The organism is Streptomyces griseoaurantiacus (assembly GCF_036189845.1).
Lineage (GTDB): Bacteria > Actinomycetota > Actinomycetes > Streptomycetales > Streptomycetaceae > Streptomyces > Streptomyces griseoaurantiacus.
In genome coordinates this window covers 6,266,653-6,284,858 of record NZ_CP108326.1, presented here as the reverse complement: position 1 = coordinate 6,284,858, position 18,206 = coordinate 6,266,653, and the positions used below count along the sequence as shown (strand labels likewise).

Below are 18,206 nucleotides of genomic sequence, written 5' to 3'. Positions count from 1 at the left end.
CCCGCATTTTCCCCGCCGCCGCTCCCGGGACCGGCCGGCGCCCGGACGGCGGACCGTGGCCTCACGGCACGACGGAGGCCGCGCGGCGCGGGGGGAGTGCGCCGCGCGGCCTCCGACCGGATAGAGGGGGGAATCGGGGGCCGGGTTCCACGGCGCGCGATCATCTTTATTCCCCTCGGGGGGATTCCCGCGGCCTCCTGGGGCTGCGGGGCCCGTGGCTCACGGCCGGGACGTCCACCGGACCGCGACCCGCTCCCATTCGCACGCCCACGCCTCCATCCGCCGTCGCCGCACGATCCCGGCGCCCGCCGCGTACACGAGCCACGCGAGCAGCGGCACCCCCACCCCGGCGCTGATCCCGGCACCGACGGCCCGGCTGCGGATCTCCTTCTCGCCGGGTGGCGGCTTCACGACCTCGCCCGCCGCGTCGGTCCACACCCGTACCCGCTCCCCGGCCGCGAGCCCCGGTTCGACCTCGGTGGTCGCGGTGCGCACGCTCCCGTCGGCCGCGGTGTAGCGCACGGCGGCCGGGTAGCGGGTCTCCCGCTCCTCCTCCGAGCCCGGCTCCGGGTGCCGTGGCACGTGCCGCAGCACCACGGCCGTGGTGTGTTCTCCGCCCTCGAGCCGGGCGCGGGCGCTGTCCGTCGTCCCCTCGTACACGGCGGCGCCGACGAGGTAGCCGGTCAGCGGGGCCGCCGCGGCGGCCAGGAGGCCCAGCAGGAGGCCGGCCCAGGCGAGCAGCAGGTCGCCGGGGCGGCGCAGCGGGCCGCGGCGCCAGCGCCACCAGCGGTCGGGGGACAGCCTCGGCGGGGGTTCGGCACGCGGGACGAGGTCGGGCATGTCGCCTCCTTCGCACGACATCGGACGGACACTCGGATCGGACACTCTGGGGCGGACGGTCGAACGGCCGGACGGGGCGGTGGGCCGGGGTCAGGTGGGGTGCACCGGGGTGACGGGCGCGGCCAGGGCGGGGTGGCGCCTCGCGGACAGCAGCGCCTCGCCCGCGCCCCGTACGGCGGCGGTGTGCGGGCGGGGCACCGGGTGCACGGAGGTGTCGAGCTGCCGGGCGAGCCGGTACACCAGTTCGGCGCGCAGCGCGCCGCCCCCGCCGAGGAGCGGCCCACGGCCGAGCGCCTCGGCGGCCCGGTGGCCGGGCTCGTCCCGCAGCAGGTCGGCGACCGCCTCGCCGACCCGGGCGGCGAGGCGCCCCGCGGTGAGACCGCCGTCGTCCCCCGCACCGAGGTCCGCGGTGCCGAGGTCCGCGGTGCCGCGTTCGATGCGGCGGGCGGCGGTGACGACGCCGCCGTGCAGCAGGGCGACCTCGGTGAGCTGGGCCCCGAGGTCGACGACGAGCAGCGGGCGGGAGAGGTCGGCACCGGCGGCGAGCGCGAGGGCCCGGACGGCGTCGATCGCGAGGACGGTGCGCGGGCGCAGTCCGGCCAGTGCCGCCGCGAGGGCCGCCCGGTGTTCCGGACCGCCCGGCACCGGGGTGGCGCAGACGATCACGGGGCGGGCGTACCGGGGGACGCGGGGTGCGAGGAGCCTGGTGAGCAGCCGGGCGGCACCCTCGGGGTCGACGACGGCGCCGCGCGCGACCGGGCGGAGGACCCCGGTGTCTCCGGCCGGTCCGAAGGAGACGGTGGGCACGTCGAGAACGGTGTGGGCCCCCGGGCCGCCCCGGGTCCATATCCGGGTGCGGGCGCTGCCGAGGTCGAGCGCGATGCCCGGCGAGCGCAGCGCCCGCCAGGCGGTGCCGCGCCGTGCGGTGGTGACCCGGACGCGGGCGTCGTACGTCACCGGTTCACCTCCCGGGTGCGATGGCAGGGAGCGCAGTAGCGCGCCTGGGGAACGACGCGGAGCCGGGGCAGGTCCAGGGGGTGACCGCAGCGGTGGCACAGCCCGTAACGGCCCTCGTCCATGCGGGCCAGGGCGGCCTCGACGTCGGCGAGGACCATGCGGGCGGAGGCGCACAGCTTGACGTGCACCTCGAGCTGGGCGGGCGCGCCCCGCTCCCGGGCCCGCTGGGTGCGGCCGGGGGCGACGTGCCCGAGCTGGGCGAGCTGGTCGAGCCGGAACCCGCGCTGTTCGTTCAGGCTGTTGCGCAGCGCGGCCAGCTCATCGGGCGCGAGCCCGGCGTTCACGCCGGTGACGACGGCTTCTCGGTCCCTCACGGCTTGGCCCCTCCTTCACCGGGGGTCAGGGGGCGACGTCCCCTCGGGCCTCCCGTCCCGCCCCTGGGGGACGGGAGGCCTCACGACTGTCGGGGTGCGGGGCGCCCCCGGGCCGGGGGCGGGGCCCCGGCGGGCGGACCTCAGTCCGCCCGCTGCGCGCACGGCACGCAGGCCCTCGCGTAGGGGAGGATTTCCAGTCGCTCCGCCGGGATCGGCTTCGCGCACCCCCCGCACATTCCGTACGACCCGTCCTCCAGCCTCGCGAAGGCGGCGTCGATGTCCTTCAGGGCTCTGCGCACGGCGGTGCGCTGCGCGGCCACCAGGTCGTCGGCGACCGCGTCCCCCTGCCCCTCACGCAGCGCCCCGAGCTGCGCGAGTCGCGTATCGCGCTCGTGCTGCAGGCGCTGCCGGGCCTCGTGCACGCGTCGGCGCCCTGCGGGCGAGCCGGTGCGGGCGGTGTCCAGCGACATCGCAACAGGTCCTTTCCACGGCCTGAACATTCCCGTCAGTCGGGAGCCGGCCGGTCGGGAGCCGACCGGCTGGCGGTCCACCGGTCGGGAGTCGACCGGTGGACAACCGGCCTCCTGGCCCGGGGGCGGCCCGTCCGTCCCTCACGTCGGACGGGCCGGCCCCGGCCGGGGCCACGGGCACCCCGGGAGCCGGGCGGGGAGCTGACGGCCTCCCCGCTCGCTTCCCACCCTCGCCGACCGCCCCCGGACGGGCCATCGGTCCCGGACCCCATTTCCGGGGGGTCCGGGAGTGCAGTGCGGGCCGTGCCGCGCCCCCCGCGTGCCGCGCAGATGGGGCCCGCCCCCCATCGACCCCGTCCGCCCGGCACGGCAGGCTTGGCGGCAGGGCGGTCACCGGGCGGTCCCACCCGATGTGATCCCACGGCCGGTGGCCGCCCGCGAGCGGCGATAGTGGACGGTGAGCGCGTACGTCACCGCACGAGGTCGACATACCGGCACATACCGACACATGAAGACACCGCGACACGACGACACGACGACACGACGACACAGACGCATGACGACACGGCTGCATGACGACATGACGAGACGACGACGACGGAAGGCGTATCCCCGGTGTCCCTGTTCTGGCGGATCTTCGGCCTGAACGCCCTGGTCCTGGGCGCGGCGACCGCGCTCCTGCTGTGGGCCCCGGTGACCGTCTCGGTGCCGGTGGTGCTGACCGAGGCGGTGATCCTGCTCGCCGGGCTCGCGGTGATGCTGGTGGCCAACGCGGCGCTGCTGCGCATCGGTCTGGCCCCGCTGGAGCGGCTGTCCCGGCTGATGTCCACCGTGGACCTGCTGCGTCCGGGGCAGCGGCTGCCCGTGCCCGACCAGAGCGGCGTCGCGGAGCTGATCCGCACCTTCAACGCGATGCTGGAGCGGCTGGAGACCGAGCGCGCCACCTCCAGTGCCCGGGTGCTGTCCGCCCAGGAGGCCGAACGGCGCCGGATCGCGGCCGAGCTGCACGACGAGGTCGGCCAGAGTCTGACCGCCGTGCTGCTCGGTCTGAAGCGGGCCGCCGACCAGGCGCCCGAGCCGTTGCGGGAGGACCTGCGGCAGGCGCAGGAGATCACCCGGGAGAGCCTGGACGAGGTGCGCAGGCTGGCCCGCCGGCTGCGTCCCGGCGTACTGGAGGACCTCGGCCTGATCGCCGCGCTCACCTCCCTCGCCACCGACTTCGCCGCCCACACCGGGCTGCGGGTCGTCCGCAGGCTGGAGAACGGACTGCCTCCGCTGGACCGGGAGTCGGAGCTGGTCCTCTACCGGGTCGCCCAGGAGGGGCTGACCAACATCGCCCGGCACGCCGAGGCCGGGAGCGCCGTGCTCGCCCTGCGCCGCACCGGCGGCGGCGTGGTCCTGGAGATCACCGACGACGGCCGCGGCATCGGCCCGGCCCGGGAGGGCGCCGGCATCCGCGGCATGCGGGAGCGCGCGCTGCTGCTCGGTGCGACGCTCGACCTCACGGCCCTCCCCGAGGGCGGCACCCGGCTCCGGCTGACCGTGCCGACGGCGCGTCCCGAGCCCGACGGGCCGCCCCCGCCCGCCGCACCCTCATCCCCGCCCGAGAACCGGAAGAACGCCTGACATGACCGAACCGAGCACCCCACCGGCCGCCACCACCCGCATCCTGCTGGCCGACGACCACGCCCTGGTGCGCCGCGGGGTGCGGCTCATCCTGGAGGGCGAGCCCGACTTCGAGGTCGTCGCGGAGGCCGGTGACGGCGCCGAGGCCGTCCAGGCGGCCCGCACCCACCGCCCCGACCTGGCGATCCTCGACGTGGCCATGCCCCGGATGACGGGGCTCCAGGCCGCCCGCGAGCTGTCGCAGCTCCAGCCGGACCTTCGCATCCTCATGCTGAGCATGTACGACAACGAGCAGTACTTCTTCCAGGCCCTCAAGGCCGGCGCCTGCGGCTACGTCCTGAAGTCGGTCGCCGACCGGGACCTGGTCGAGGCCTGCCGCGCGGCGGTGCGGGGCGAGCCGTTCCTGTACCCGGGCGCGGTGACGGCGCTGATCCGCAACTTCCTCGACCGGGTCCGCTCGGGCGAGGAGGTCTCGGACAGCGTGCTGACGCCGCGCGAGGAGGAGGTGCTGAAGCTGATCGCCGAGGGCCACTCCTCCAAGGAGATCGCCGACACCCTGTTCATCAGCATCAAGACCGTGCAGCGCCACCGGGCCAACCTGCTGCACAAACTCGGCCTGCGCGACCGCCTGGAACTGACCCGGTACGCCATCCGGGCGGGCCTGGTGGAGCCGTGATCCCGGCCCTGACCTGACGCTGCGGGCGTGACCGCGCGTTCGGGGCCTCCTCCTCGTCGCGCCAGGTCACATACCCATACCCCGTACCCGTATATGCCGACTCCGGCACTCCGCCATCCCCGATCCGTACCCACCCGTACGGCTGGAGCCTCCTGTGAAACGCGTCGACCGCGTGCAACGCGCCTCCCGTGTGCGGGCCGCCCTGGCCCTCCTCGTCCTGTCCCTCTCGGTGTACCTCGCGCTCACCGTCCCGCCCCGGCTGGGGCTCGACCTGCGCGGCGGCACCCAGATCGTGCTGCAGACCCGCGACTCGGACACCGCGAAGGCGGACGCGGAGGCCACCGACCGGGCACTGGAGGTGCTGCGCCGCCGGGTCGACGGGCTGGGGGTCGCGGAACCGAACCTGGTCCGCTCCGGCGAGGACCGCATCATCGTGGAGCTGCCGGGCGTGCAGGACCCCCGCCGAGCCGCCGACGTCCTCGGCCGCACCGCGCAGATGACCTTCCACCCGGTCCTCGGCGCCGCCGACACCGCCGACACCGGGAAGGGCTCCTCCGGTGAGCGGGTGCTGGCCGGCGAGGACGGGCAGCGGCTGCGGCTCGGCCCGGCCGCCCTGACCGGTGAGCACGTCAAGGGTGCCGAGGGGCGGATCGATCCGCAGCAGGCGGTCGGCTGGTTCGTCACCGTCGACTTCGGCGGCCGGGGCAGCGATCTGTGGGCGGAGTTGACCGGCCGGGCCGCCTGCAACCCGGCCGGGGACCCCGCCCGCCGGGTGGCCATCGTCCTCGACGAGGAGATCATCTCCTCGCCCCAGGTCGACCCGTCCGTGTCCTGCGGCACCGGCATCGCGGGCGGCTCCACGCAGATCACCGGCGGCTTCTCCGGCGAGGAGGCCAAGGAACTGGCGCTGCTCGTCAACGGCGGGGCGCTGCCGGTGCCGGTGGAGACGATCGAGCAGCGGACCATCGGCCCCACCCTGGGCGCCGAGGCCATCACCGCCAGCGCCTGGGCCGGACTCATCGGCGCCGCCCTGACCTCGCTGTTCGTGATCGTCGTCTACCGGCTCCTCGGCGCGCTCGCCACCCTCGCGCTCGCCTGCTACGCCCTCGTCTCCTATGCGGCGCTGCTCGCACTCGGCGCCACGCTCACCCTGCCGGGGCTGGCCGGCTTCGTGCTGGCGATCGGCATGGCGGTGGACGCCAACGTCCTGGTCTTCGAGCGGGCGAGGGAGGAGTACACCGCGCGTCGGCGGCCGAGCCCGCGCACGGCGCTCGACGTGGGCTTCCGCAAGGCGTTCAGCGCGATCGCGGACTCCAACATCACCACGCTGATCGCGGCGGCGCTGCTGTTCTTCCTGGCCTCGGGGCCGGTGCGCGGCTTCGGCGTCACATTGTCCATCGGTGTGCTGGCCTCGATGTTCAGTGCGCTGGTCATCACCCGGGTGCTGGCCGGGTTCGCGGTCAACAGGCCCGCGGTGCGCACCCGTCCGGCCTGGTCCGGCATCGACCGCACGGGCAGGGTGCGGGCCTGGCTGGGGCGGCGCCGGCCGAAGCTGATGCGCCGGCCCGGGCGCTGGCTGGCCGTGTCGGGAGTGGCGCTGGTGCTGGCGACGGCGGGCATCGCAGGCCGCGGGGTGGAGCTGGGGGTGGAGTTCACCGGCGGCCGGCTCATCGAGTACTCCACCTCGCGCACCGTCTCCGCCGACGACGCCCGGGAGGCGCTCACGGACGCGGGGTTCCCGCGCGCGGTCGTCCACTCCTCCGCCGACGGAGATCTCACCGTCCGCACCCCGGACCTGACGGACGCCCAGGAGCGGGAGGTGCGGGAGGCGGTCGGAGCGCTCGGCGGCGACACCGAGAAGGTGCGCGACGAGATGATCGGGCCCAGCCTCGGCGCGGAACTGCGCGGCAAGGCGCTGCTCGCCCTCGGTGCCGCCCTCGCGACCCAACTGCTGTATCTCGCCGTGCGGTTCCGCTGGACGTACGCGGCCTCGGCGGTGGCCGCCCTGGCGCACGACGTGGTGCTGCTGATCGGGGCCTTCGCCTGGCTGGGCAAACCGCTCGACGGCGTCTTCCTGGCGGCCCTGCTCACGGTGATCGGCTACTCGGTCAACGACTCCGTCGTCGTCTTCGACCGGGTCCGCGAACTCACCGCCGGTGACCGGCGCCGGCCGTTCGCGGAGGTCGCCGACGCGGCGATCGTCAGCACCCTGCCGCGCACCGTCAACACCGGCATCGGGGCCCTGTTCATCCTGGCGGCCCTGTTCGTCCTGGGCGGCGACACCCTGACGGACTTCGCGCTGGCGCTGCTCATCGGCATCGTGGTGGGCTCGTACTCCTCGGTCTTCACGGCGACCCCGCTGGCGGTAGTGCTGCAGGGGCGCGCGAGCGGGCGGGACGACGGGCACGCGAAGGGGCGCGGCACGCGGAGGGCGGACCCGGCGGCGGAGGGTGCGCGAGCGGCCCGCACGCCCTGACCTGGGGAGGGCGGTGCCTCCCGCACCGCCCTCTTCATCCTTTGAACTCCCCTGTACGGAAAGTGATTTCCCTGCTTTACCTCTTGACGGCCGGGGCGCCGGAGAGCACATTGAGCGCGCGCTCTGAGAGCGCTCTCAGTACCCATGCACCACCCATGCACCACCCGCGTACCCCCACTCCCCGTACGTGAAGAGGCATACCTCAGATGACCGAGACACTCCCCTCCGGCACCGGCCGGAACCACCGCAGACGCATGCCCCTGCGGCGCGTGCTCGTCGCGATCGTCGGCACCCTGGGCCTGGCCGCCGCCGCGGCCACCGCCACCACCGGCTCCGCCAGCGCCTCGGCGCCCACTCCCCCGGCGGGCTGGTCCCAGGTCTTCCTCGACGACTTCAACGGTGCCGCCGGCACCGGGGTCGACACCAACAACTGGCAGTACGACCTGGGTACTTCGTACCCCGGCGGCGCCTCCAACTGGGGCACCGGCGAGGTCGAGACGATGACCAACAGCACGAGCAACGTCGCGCTCGACGGAGCCGGCAACCTGCAGATCACCCCGCGCCGGGACTCCTCCGGACGCTGGACCTCCGGCCGCATCGAGACCCGGCGCACGGACTTCCAGCCACCCTCGGGCGGGAAGCTGCGGGTGCAGGCCCGCATCCAGCTCCCCAACGTCACGGGTGCGGCGGCCAAGGGCTACTGGCCGGCGTTCTGGATGCTGGGCGCGCCCTTCCGCGGCAACTACCAGAACTGGCCGGCCGTGGGCGAGCTGGACATCATGGAGAACGTCCAGGGACTCAACACCGACTGGGCCACGATGCACTGCGGCGTCAACCCGGACGGGCCGTGCAAGGAGACCAACGGCATCGGCGGTTCGACCGCCTGCACCGGTTCCACGTGTCAGGCCGGGTTCCACACCTACGCGATGGAGTGGGACAGGTCGACGAGCCCGGAGGAGGTGCGGTTCTACCTCGACGGGGTCAACTTCCACACCGTGCGCGCCAATCAGGTCGACGCGACGACGTGGGCGAACGCCACGAACCACGGCTACTTCGTCATCCTCAACGTCGCTATGGGCGGCGGCTTCCCGGGCGCCTTCGGCGGCGGTCCCGACGGCGGCACCGAGCCCGGGCATCCGATGACCGTCGACTACGTGCAGGTGCTGTCGACCTCCGGTGGCGGGGACGGCGGCACCACCCCGCCGCCGACCGGCAGCAGGGACGCGTACGGCACGATCCAGGCGGAGTCCTTCGACAGCCAGTCCGGGACGATCACCGAGTCCACCTCCGACAGCGGCGGCGGCCAGAACATCGGCGCGCTCGCGAACGGCGACTGGGCGCTGTACAAGGGCGTCAAGTTCGGCTCCAGCGCCGCCCATCAGTTCCAGGCGCGGGTCGCGAGCGGCGCCGGCGCCGGTGTGAGCGGCCTGGTCGAGGTACGGCTGGACAGCCGGAGCGCGGCACCGATCGGCAGTTTCGCCCTGTCCAACACGGGCGGCTGGCAGAGCTGGAGGACGATCCCGGCGAACATCAGCGGGGTGACGGGGACGCATGACGTCTACCTGACCTTCACCAGCGGCCAGCCGTCCGACTTCGTCAACGTCAACTGGTTCACGTTCGGTCACTGAGGCCAAGAGGTTCTGAGGCTTCGAGGCTTTGAGGCTTTGAGGCCCTGAGGTTCCGCGGAGGCCCCTCACGGGTTTCCGGCGGCTCCCGGGGTGTGGCCGGTCGCGTGGCAACGCGGCCGGCCACACCCCTGTCCGCGTCCGAAGCGGGTGTCAGCCCATCCCCGCCCGGAAGAGCGCCGGTGTCAGCCCCGTGCGTTGATGGAAGAACTTCGAGAAGTTGGCCGCGTCGGGGAAGCCCAGGGTGGCGCCGACGCGGCCCACCGGCAGGTCCGTGTGGGCCAGCAACCGCTTGGCCTCCAGCACCACCCGCTTGTCGATGAACCCCTTGGGCGTCTCCCCCGTGGCCGCGCGGACCGCGCGCACGAGGGTGCGGCGGGAGTAGCCGAGGGCGTCGGCGTAGGCGCTGACGCTGTGGTTGCGCGCGAAGTCCCGTTCCACGGCCTCCCGGAACCTCTCGAAGGCGCTGTCCGCCCCCTCCACGGCCCGCCGTCCCGCCGAGCCGGCCGCGAGGTGGGCGAGGCGGTAGAGGAACGCGGTGAGGGTGTGCCGCAGCACGGCGGTGTGCAGGTGGGACGGGAGCGTGGCCGTGTCGACGTACTCCCGCTCCAGTTGCTCCAGGCAGTGCCGCAGTCCGGCGAGCTGGGCCGGGTCGGGGTGGAGCAGCGGGGGCAGGTCGTAGCGGTAGAGCCCCGTCGCCTCGACGATCGCCCGCGGCAGGAACCCGGGCTGCATGGTGAGCGCCGTCCCCCGGTAGGCGTGCGCGGGCCGGAAGCGGTGGACCTGGCCGGGGCGGATCCACAGCACGTCCCCGGCCCGGGCCTCGTGGTCGGCGAAGTCGATCATGTGGGTCACCGGCCCCCCGGTGAACAGCATGACGACGTGGAAGTCGACGCGGTGCACCCGCTCCGGGACCGCCCGGGACTGCCAGGTCGGTCCGCCCTCCCCCATGGGCCCGATCTGGATGCCGACCCCGCTGACGCTGGCACGGGGGTCGAAGGGGAAGGTCTGGATCGCCCCCGCCCCCGCGCCCACGTCCGCGCCTGTACCCGTGCTCGTGCCCGCACCCGTGCCCGAGCCCGTGCCCGCGTCCGTACCCCGGCCCGCGCCCGCATCCGCATTCGGAGACGGGGCCTCCCCCTCCGCCGCGCGCTCCGACGGAGAGCCGTCACCCGCCGGGGCCGGGGCCGCGCTCTCGCCCCCGGAGGTCTGGAACCCGTCCGCGTAGGTACCCGTGTCCGTGTCCACCATGTCCGTCTCGTGTGAGTTCATCCGCCCGCACGGCGCCCGCCGACCGGGGCCGTGTCCCACTTTCACCGAAGCGTGGCACAGCGTGACCTGGCCCGCCAAAAGTCAGACTTTTAGTTTTGAACGCGTTGGACGGTCTTTCCCCCTGATGTGAGGACTTCTTGAAGATGACTGAGCAGAACCCCGGCCCCCTCGGCCGCCTGGAGTGGACCGACCTGGACAGCCGGGCCGTGGACACCGCCCGTGTGCTGGCCGCCGACGCCGTGCAGAAGGTCGGCAACGGCCATCCGGGCACGGCGATGAGCCTCGCACCGGCCGCGTACACGCTCTTTCAGAAGGTGATGCGGCACGACCCCGCCGACCCCGAGTGGACCGGCCGCGACCGCTTCGTCCTCTCCCCCGGGCACACCTCCCTCACCCTGTACACCCAGCTCTACCTGGCCGGCTACGAGCTGGAGCTGGACGACCTGAAGTCCTTCCGCACCCACGGTTCCAAGACCCCCGGTCACCCCGAGTACGGGCACACCGCCGGGGTGGAGACGACCACGGGCCCGCTGGGCCAGGGCGTGGCCAACGCCGTGGGCATGGCGATGGCCGCCCGCTACGAGCGCGGTCTGTTCGACCCGGAGGCCGCCGAGGGCGAGTCCCCCTTCGACCACACCATCTGGGCGATCGTCTCCGACGGTGACCTGGAGGAGGGCATCTCCGCCGAGGCGTCCTCGCTCGCCGGGCACCAGAGGCTCGGCAACCTCGTCTTCCTCTACGACGACAACCACATCTCCATCGAGGGCGACACCGCGACCGCCTTCTCCGAGGACGTGCTCAAGCGCTACGAGGCCTACGGCTGGCACGTGCAGCGCATCGAGCCCGCCGAGAGCGGCGACGTCGACGTGCACGCGCTGTACGCGGCGCTCGGGGCGGCGCAGGCCGAGACCGGGCGCCCCTCGATCATCGCGATGCGCACGATCATCGCCTGGCCCGCCCCGCACGCGCAGAACACCGAGGCCGCGCACGGCTCGGCGCTCGGCGAGGACGAGGTCGCGGCCACCAAGCGCGTCCTGGGCTTCGACCCGGACAAGAGCTTCGAGGTCTCCGAGGAGGTCCTCGCCCACACCCGCAAGGCCCTGGACCGGGGCGCGGAGGCGCACGCGGCCTGGAACAAGGAACTGTCCGTCTGGCGTGAGCGCGATCCCGAGCGCTCCGCGCTGCTCGACCGGGTCGTGGCCGGCCGGCTCCCCGAGGGCTGGGAGGACGCCCTGCCGGTGTTCGAGGAGGGCAAGGCCGTCGCCACCCGTGCCGCCTCCGGCAAGGTGCTCCAGGCGCTCGGCGCGATCGTGCCGGAGCTGTGGGGCGGCTCCGCCGACCTCGCGGGCTCCAACAACACCACGATCGACAAGACCAGTTCCTTCCTCCCGAAGGGCAACCCGCTGCCGGAGGCCGACCCGTACGGCCGCACCATCCACTTCGGCATCCGCGAGCACTCCATGGCCGCGGAGATGAACGGCATCGCCCTGCACGGCAACACCCGCATCTACGGCGGCACCTTCCTGGTCTTCTCCGACTACATGCGCAACGCCGTCCGCCTCTCCGCCCTCATGCAGCTCCCGGTGACGTACGTGTGGACGCACGACTCCATCGGCCTGGGCGAAGACGGCCCCACCCACCAGCCCGTCGAGCACCTCGCCTCGCTGCGCGCGATCCCCGGCCTCAACGTCGTCCGCCCGGCGGACGCCAACGAGACCGCGCTCGCCTGGGCCGAGATCCTGCGCCGGCACGGCACCCACCCGGCCCCGCACGGACTGGCCCTCACCCGGCAGGGCGTGCCGACCTACCCCGCCGCCCCCGAGACGGTCAGGGGCGGCTACATCCTCCAGGAGGCCTCCACCGGCACCCCCGAGGTCGTCCTGATCGGTACCGGTTCCGAGGTGCAGCTGGCCGTCGGCGCCCGGGAGCGGCTGGAGGCCGAGGGGATCGCCACCCGCGTGGTCTCGATGCCCTCGGTGGAGTGGTTCGAGGAGCAGGACGCCGAGTACCGCGAGCGGGTGCTGCCCTCCGCCGTGAAGGCGCGCGTGGCCGTCGAGGCCGGCATCGGCCTGACCTGGCACCGCTTCGTCGGAGACGCCGGACGCATCGTCTCCCTGGAGCACTTCGGCGCCTCCGCGGACGCGAAGACGCTGTTCGCCGAGTTCGGCTTCACCGCGGAGCACGTGGCCGCCGCGGCGAAGGAGTCGCTGGCCGCCGCGCGCGGCTGAGCCGCCCGGCCCCTTCCGCCGGCTCCCGCCCGCCCCACCACCCGCCGCACCACCCGCCGCACCGTCAAGGAGAGAAGACCACTGTGACCACCGAAGGAACGTCCGCCGCCCGCTCCGCCGAGCCGCTCGCGCTGCTGTCGAAGGAGGGTGTCTCCGTGTGGCTGGACGACCTGTCCCGCCGCCGGATCGCCTCCGGGAACCTGGCCGGGCTGATCGCCGGGAAGCACGTCGTCGGCGTCACCACCAACCCGTCCATCTTCCGTGCCGCCATCGGCTCGGGCGAGGGCTACGAGGAGCAGCTCGCCGATCTCGCCGTGCGCGGGGTGTCGGTCGACGAGGCCGTCCGGATGATGACCAGCGCGGACGTGCGGGCCGCCGCCGACGTGCTGCGCCCGGTGTACGAGGCGACCGGGGGCCGGGACGGGCGGGTGTCCCTCGAGGTGGACCCCCGGCTCGCGCACGACACGCGGGCCACTGTCGCCGAGGCCGTGCAGCTCGCCTGGCTGGTGGACCGGCCCAACGTGATGATCAAGATCCCGGCCACCGAGGCCGGGGTGCCCGCGATCACCGAGGTGACCGCCCGGGGCATCAGCGTGAACGTGACGCTGATCTTCTCCCTGGACCGCTACCGCCAGGTGATGGACGCCTACCTCACCGGTCTGGAGCAGGCCCGGGAGCGGGGTGCGGAGCTGTCCGGCATCCACTCGGTGGCCTCGTTCTTCGTCTCCCGCGTGGACGCCGAGATCGACAAGCGGCTGATCGCGCTGGGCACCGAGGAGGCCGCCGGCCTGCGCGGCCGGGCGGCGCTGGCCAACGCGCGCCTCGCCTACCAGGCGTACGAGGAGGTGTTCGGCACAGAGCGCTGGGCGGCCCTGGAACGCGCCGGAGCCAACCGTCAGCGTCCGCTGTGGGCCTCCACCGGGGTGAAGGACCCCGCCTACAAGGACACCCTGTACGTGGACGAACTGGTCGCGCCCGGCACGGTCAACACCATGCCGGAGGCCACCCTGGACGCCACCGCCGAGCACGGCGACGTGCGGGGTGACACGGTCACCGCTGGGTACGCGCAGGCCCGGGCCGACCTCGACGCGGTGGCACGGCTGGGCATCGCCTACGACGAGGTGGTCGGGCTGCTGGAGAACGAGGGCGTGGCGAAGTTCGAGGCCGCCTGGCAGGAACTGCTGGACGCGGTCTCGGCCTCGCTGAGCGCCCGGGACGGCTCCGAGGACGACGGTGACGAGGGCAAGGAGGTGCACGCCTGATGAGCGAGGACGACACGGCCGCCAAGGCCACCAAGCGCGCGGCCAGGGGCACGAGGAGCATGGCCGCCGGGGCGGCCGGGGCCAGGTCGAAGGCTGCCGGGACCAAGACGGCCCAGGCACCCGAAAAGGCGCCCCAAGGGTCCCGGAAGTCCCCGGAACCCCAGGAATCCCAGGAGCCCCGGAACGGCCGAGCCACCCAGAGCTCCCGAGCCGCTCAGGACGCCGTAAGCGCCTGCGCCACCCCCGAGGACCTGCTCGGCGACTGGGACAACGAACTGCGTGACCCCCGGGACCGCCGGCTGCCCCGCATCGCGGGACCCTCCGGCCTGGTGATCTTCGGTGTCACCGGTGACCTGTCCCGCCGCAAGCTGATGCCGGCGGTGTACGACCTGGCCAACCGGGGTCTGCTGCCGCCGGGCTTCTCGCTCGTCGGGTTCGCCCGCCGGGACTGGGAGGACCAGGACTTCGCGCAGGTGGTGCACGACGCGGTGCGCGAGCACGCCCGTACGCCGTTCCGGGAGGAGGTCTGGCAGCAGCTCTCCGAGGGCATGCGCTTCATCCCCGGCGACTTCGACGACGACACGGCGTTCAAGCAGCTCCGCGCGGCCGTCGACGAGCTGGACGCCTCGCGCGGCACGTGCGGCAACTACGCCTTCTACCTCTCGGTGCCGCCGAGGTTCTTCCCCAAGGTCGTCCAGCAGCTCAAGAAGCACGGGCTCGCGGACCCGCCCCGGGGCTCCTGGCGGCGCGCGGTGATCGAGAAGCCCTTCGGCCGCGACCTGGCGAGCGCGCGGGAGCTCAACACGATCGTGCACGAGGTGTTCACCCCGGAACAGGTGTTCCGGATCGACCACTACCTGGGCAAGGAGACCGTCCAGAACATCCTGGCGCTGCGTTTCGCCAACCAGATGTACGAGCCGATCTGGAACCGGTCCTTCGTGGACCATGTGCAGATCACGATGGCCGAGGACATCGGCATCGGCGGCCGGGCCGGCTACTACGACGGCATCGGCTCGGCGCGCGACGTCATCCAGAACCATCTGCTGCAGCTCCTCGCGCTCACCGCGATGGAGGAACCGGCCGCCTTCGACGCCGAGTCGCTGCTGACCGAGAAGCTCAAGGTGCTCAAGGCCGTCCGGCTGCCCGAGGACCTGGGCGCGCACACCGTGCGCGGCCAGTACGAGGCCGGCTGGCAGGGCGGCGAGCGGGTGCGCGGCTATCTGGAGGAGGACGGGATCGACCCGAAGTCGAAGACCGACACCTTCGCCGCGATCAAGCTGGAGATCGACAACCGCCGCTGGGCGGGCGTGCCGTTCTATCTGCGCACCGGCAAGCGGCTGGGCCGCCGGGTCACCGAGATCGCGGTGGTGCTCCAGCGGGCCCCGCACTCCCCCTTCGACTCGACGGCCACGGAGGAGCTGGGGCAGAACGCGATCGTGTTCCGGGTCCAGCCGGACGAGGGCATGACCGTGCGCTTCGGCTCCAAGGTGCCGGGCACCTCGATGGAGATCCGGGACGTGACGATGGACTTCGCCTACGGCGAGTCGTTCACCGAGTCGAGCCCCGAGGCGTACGAGCGGCTGATCCTCGACGTGCTGCTCGGCGACGCCAACCTGTTCCCGCGGCACCAGGAAGTGGAAGAGTCCTGGAAGATCCTCGACCCGATCGAGGGGTACTGGGACGCGCACGGCACGCCCGCGCAGTACGCCTCGGGCAGCTGGGGCCCGGAGGAAGCCGACGAGATGCTCGCACGAGACGGACGGAGCTGGCGCAGGCCATGAAGATCGACCTGACCGACACCACGGCAAGCAAGATCAACAAGGCGTTGGTGCGGGGCCGCCGCGCCATCGGCACCCCCGCCGTGGGCATGGTCCTGACGATGGTGATCGTCACGGACGAGGAGAACGCCTACGACGCGCTGAAGGCGGCCGAGGAGGCCTCGCACGAGCATCCCTCCCGGACCCTGGTCGTCATCAAGCGGCACGCCCGGACCCTGCGGGACCGCACCGCCTCCCGGCTCGACGCCGAGGTGCGGGTCGGCTCCGAGGCGGGCACCGGCGAGACGGTGATCCTGCGGCTGTACGGCGAGGTCACCGGTCATGCCGACTCGGTGGTGCTGCCGCTGCTGCTCCCGGACGCGCCCGTCGTCGTCTGGTGGCCGGTGGACGCGCCCCGGAATCCGGCGAAGGACCCGCTGGGCGCGCTGGCGCAGCGCCGGATCACCGATCTGTACGCCGTCGAGTCGCCCATGGAGGTGCTGCGTACCAGGGCCGACTCCTACGCGCCGGGCGACACCGACCTGGCCTGGACCCGGCTCACCCTGTGGCGTTCCATGCTGGCCGCCGCCCTGGACCAGGCCCGCACGGAGGTCACCTCGGCCGCGGTGGAGGCGGAGGCGGACAACCCCAGCGCCGAGCTGCTGGCGCGCTGGCTGGAGGCCCGGCTGAAGGTGGACGTGAACCGGGTGGTGAGCGGCGGCCCGGTGGTGACGACCGTGCGGCTGGGCACCGACAAGGGCGAGATCGTCCTCGACCGCCCGGACGGCCCGCTGGCCACGCTCACCCTGCCCGGGCAGCCCCCGCGCTCCCTGGCGCTGAAGGTGCGCCCGCTGTCCGAGCTGATCGCCGAGGAACTGCGGCGGCTGGACGCGGACGAGATGTACGAGGTGGCGCTGCGCGGCGCCGATGCCTCCACCGAGGAGGCCTCGGCCCGTGTCTGAGTCCACCACCCCCTCGGGCCGTCACCCGTGGCTCACCCGCCGCCCGGAGTGGACGGCCCTGGAGGACCACCGCGCCCAGGGGATACCCCGTCCCGGTCTGCGCGAGCTGTTCGAGACGGACCCGGACCGCGCCCGGCGCTACCGCGTCCGGGCCGGCGATCTGCTGATCGACTACTCCAAGCACCTGGTCACCGACGAGACGCTGGCCCTGCTGCAGGAACTGGCCACCGCCACCGGCGTGTTCGAGTTGCGGGACGCGATGTTCGGCGGTGCGCGGATCAACACCACCGAGAACCGGGCCGTCCTGCACACCGCGCTGCGTGCCCCGCGGGACGCGGTGGTCGAGGTGGACGGGGAGACCCCCGGGAATGTGGTGCCGAAGGTGCACGAAGTCCTCGACCGGATGGCCGACTTCGCCGGGCGGGTCCGCTCCGGGGAGTGGACCGGGCACACCGGCCGGCGCATCAGGAACGTCGTCAACATCGGCATCGGCGGCTCCGACCTCGGCCCCGCGATGGCCTACGAGGCGCTGCGCGCCTTCACCGACCGCGGTCTCACGGTCCGCTTCGTCTCCAACGTGGACGGCGCCGACCTGCACGAGAACCTGCGGGACCTGGACCCGGCGGAGACCCTGTTCATCGTCGCCTCCAAGACGTTCACCACGATCGAGACGATCACCAACGCCACCTCCGCCCGCTCCTGGCTGCTGGCCGGGCTCGGCGAGGAGGACAAGGCGGTCGCGAAGCACTTCGTGGCGCTGTCGACGAACGCGGAGAAGGTCGCCGACTTCGGCATCGACACGGCCAACATGTTCGAGTTCTGGGACTGGGTCGGCGGCCGCTACTCCTACGACTCCGCCATCGGCCTGTCCCTGATGCTCGCCATCGGCCCCGACCGCTTCCGCGAGATGCTCGACGGCTTCCACATGATCGACGAGCACTTCCGCACCGCCCCGGCCGAGTCCAACGCCCCGCTCCTGATGGGTCTCCTCGGTATCTGGTACGGCGACTTCCACGACGCCCAGTCCCACGCCGTGCTGCCGTACTCCCACTACCTGTCCAAGTTCACCGCCTACCTCCAGCAGCTCGACATGGAGTCCAACGGCAAGTCCGTGGACCGTGACGGGCACCCGGTGGAATGGCAGACCGGACCGGTGGTGTGGGGCACGCCCGGCACCAACGGGCAGCACGCCTACTACCAGCTGATCCACCAGGGCACCAAGCTCATCCCCGCCGACTTCATCGGCTTCGCCCGCCCGGTCGCCGAACTGAGCGAGGAACTGAAGGCGCAGCACGACCTGCTGATGGCGAACTTCTTCGCCCAGACGCAGGCCCTCGCCTTCGGCAAGACCGCCGAGGAGGTGCGCGCCGAGGGCGCCCAGGAGGAGCAGGTCCCGCACCGCACCTTCCGCGGCAACCACCCCACCACCACGATCCTCGCCCCGGAGCTGACCCCCTCCGTGCTCGGGCAGCTCATCGCCCTCTACGAGCACAAGGTGTTCGTCCAGGGCGCGGTGTGGAACATCGACTCCTTCGACCAGTGGGGCGTCGAGCTGGGCAAGGTCCTCGCCAAGCGGGTCGAGCCCGCGCTCAGCGAGGGCGCCCACGTACCCGGTCTCGACCCGTCCACGGCCGCGCTGGTGGCCGACTACCGCGAACTCAAGCTCAGGGAAGTGAAGTGA

Annotated in this window: 14 protein-coding genes; 9 read left to right on the top strand and 5 right to left on the bottom strand. The window is 73.1% G+C overall.

The annotated features are described in order from the left end of the window. Positions 1-219 precede the first annotated feature (219 nt). The 4 genes from OHB09_RS27780 to OHB09_RS27765 all read right to left on the bottom strand — a co-directional run bounded on the left by OHB09_RS27780 (position 220) and on the right by OHB09_RS27765 (position 2,641). Positions 220-840, bottom strand: a complete 621-nt coding sequence (locus OHB09_RS27780) for an Rv1733c family protein (protein ID WP_006139810.1) — start codon at positions 838-840, stop codon at positions 220-222. Between the two features lie 90 nt (positions 841-930). Then, a complete protein-coding gene (locus OHB09_RS27775; RefSeq protein WP_191851811.1) occupies positions 931-1,797 on the bottom strand; it encodes a rod shape-determining protein in 867 nt (288 codons plus the stop codon). Next, entirely contained in the window at positions 1,794-2,171 is a 378-nt protein-coding gene (locus tag OHB09_RS27770; RefSeq protein WP_167793041.1) for a TraR/DksA family transcriptional regulator, read from the bottom strand. Before OHB09_RS27770 ends, OHB09_RS27775 begins: the two co-directional genes overlap by 4 nt. 140 nt (positions 2,172-2,311) lie before the next feature. Beyond that, complete coding sequence (locus OHB09_RS27765) at positions 2,312-2,641, bottom strand: TraR/DksA C4-type zinc finger protein (RefSeq protein WP_006139807.1); 330 nt, start codon at positions 2,639-2,641, stop codon at positions 2,312-2,314. Positions 2,642-3,256: 615 nt separating this feature from the next. On the opposite strand from OHB09_RS27765, the gene OHB09_RS27760 reads away from it, so the two are divergent. The 4 genes from OHB09_RS27760 to OHB09_RS27745 all read left to right on the top strand — a co-directional run bounded on the left by OHB09_RS27760 (position 3,257) and on the right by OHB09_RS27745 (position 9,047). Beyond that, entirely contained in the window at positions 3,257-4,267 is a 1,011-nt protein-coding gene (locus tag OHB09_RS27760; protein WP_006139806.1) for a HAMP domain-containing sensor histidine kinase, read from the top strand. 1 nt (position 4,268) lies between these two features. Beyond that, positions 4,269-4,943 carry a response regulator gene (locus tag OHB09_RS27755; protein WP_006139805.1) on the top strand — a complete coding sequence of 225 codons (675 nt, stop codon included), beginning with the start codon at positions 4,269-4,271 and terminating at the stop codon, positions 4,941-4,943. 154 nt (positions 4,944-5,097) lie between these two features. Further along, positions 5,098-7,419: a protein translocase subunit SecD gene (secD, locus tag OHB09_RS27750; RefSeq protein WP_407077353.1), complete on the top strand. Its 2,322-nt coding sequence runs from the start codon at positions 5,098-5,100 to the stop codon at positions 7,417-7,419. Between the two features lie 206 nt (positions 7,420-7,625). Further along, complete coding sequence (locus OHB09_RS27745; RefSeq protein ID WP_006139803.1) at positions 7,626-9,047, top strand: glycoside hydrolase family 16 protein; 1,422 nt, start codon at positions 7,626-7,628, stop codon at positions 9,045-9,047. Positions 9,048-9,197: 150 nt separating this feature from the next. On the opposite strand, the gene OHB09_RS27740 is transcribed toward OHB09_RS27745, so the two are convergent. Next, the gene (locus tag OHB09_RS27740) at positions 9,198-10,079 is read right to left on the bottom strand and encodes a helix-turn-helix domain-containing protein (protein WP_234528464.1); all 882 of its coding nucleotides are present in this window, start codon (positions 10,077-10,079) and stop codon (positions 9,198-9,200) included. 380 nt (positions 10,080-10,459) lie between these two features. Here OHB09_RS27740 and tkt point away from each other — a divergent pair, with 380 nt between their 5' ends. The 5 genes from tkt (at position 10,460) to pgi (ending at position 18,206) form a co-directional block, all read left to right on the top strand. Beyond that, positions 10,460-12,544: a transketolase gene (gene tkt, locus OHB09_RS27735; RefSeq protein ID WP_319350693.1), complete on the top strand. Its 2,085-nt coding sequence runs from the start codon at positions 10,460-10,462 to the stop codon at positions 12,542-12,544. Positions 12,545-12,627: 83 nt separating this feature from the next. Then, positions 12,628-13,806, top strand: a complete 1,179-nt coding sequence (gene tal, locus OHB09_RS27730) for a transaldolase (protein ID WP_319350694.1) — start codon at positions 12,628-12,630, stop codon at positions 13,804-13,806. After that, positions 13,806-15,587 (top strand): glucose-6-phosphate dehydrogenase, encoded by a 1,782-nt coding sequence (zwf, locus tag OHB09_RS27725; protein WP_319350695.1) that lies wholly within the window; start codon positions 13,806-13,808, stop codon positions 15,585-15,587. Before tal ends, zwf begins: the two co-directional genes overlap by 1 nt. After that, positions 15,584-16,525 carry a glucose-6-phosphate dehydrogenase assembly protein OpcA gene (gene opcA, locus OHB09_RS27720; protein ID WP_006139798.1) on the top strand — a complete coding sequence of 314 codons (942 nt, stop codon included), beginning with the start codon at positions 15,584-15,586 and terminating at the stop codon, positions 16,523-16,525. The genes zwf and opcA overlap by 4 nt, the downstream gene beginning before the upstream one ends. After that, complete coding sequence (pgi, locus tag OHB09_RS27715; protein ID WP_328922724.1) at positions 16,518-18,206, top strand: glucose-6-phosphate isomerase; 1,689 nt, start codon at positions 16,518-16,520, stop codon at positions 18,204-18,206. The genes opcA and pgi overlap by 8 nt, the downstream gene beginning before the upstream one ends.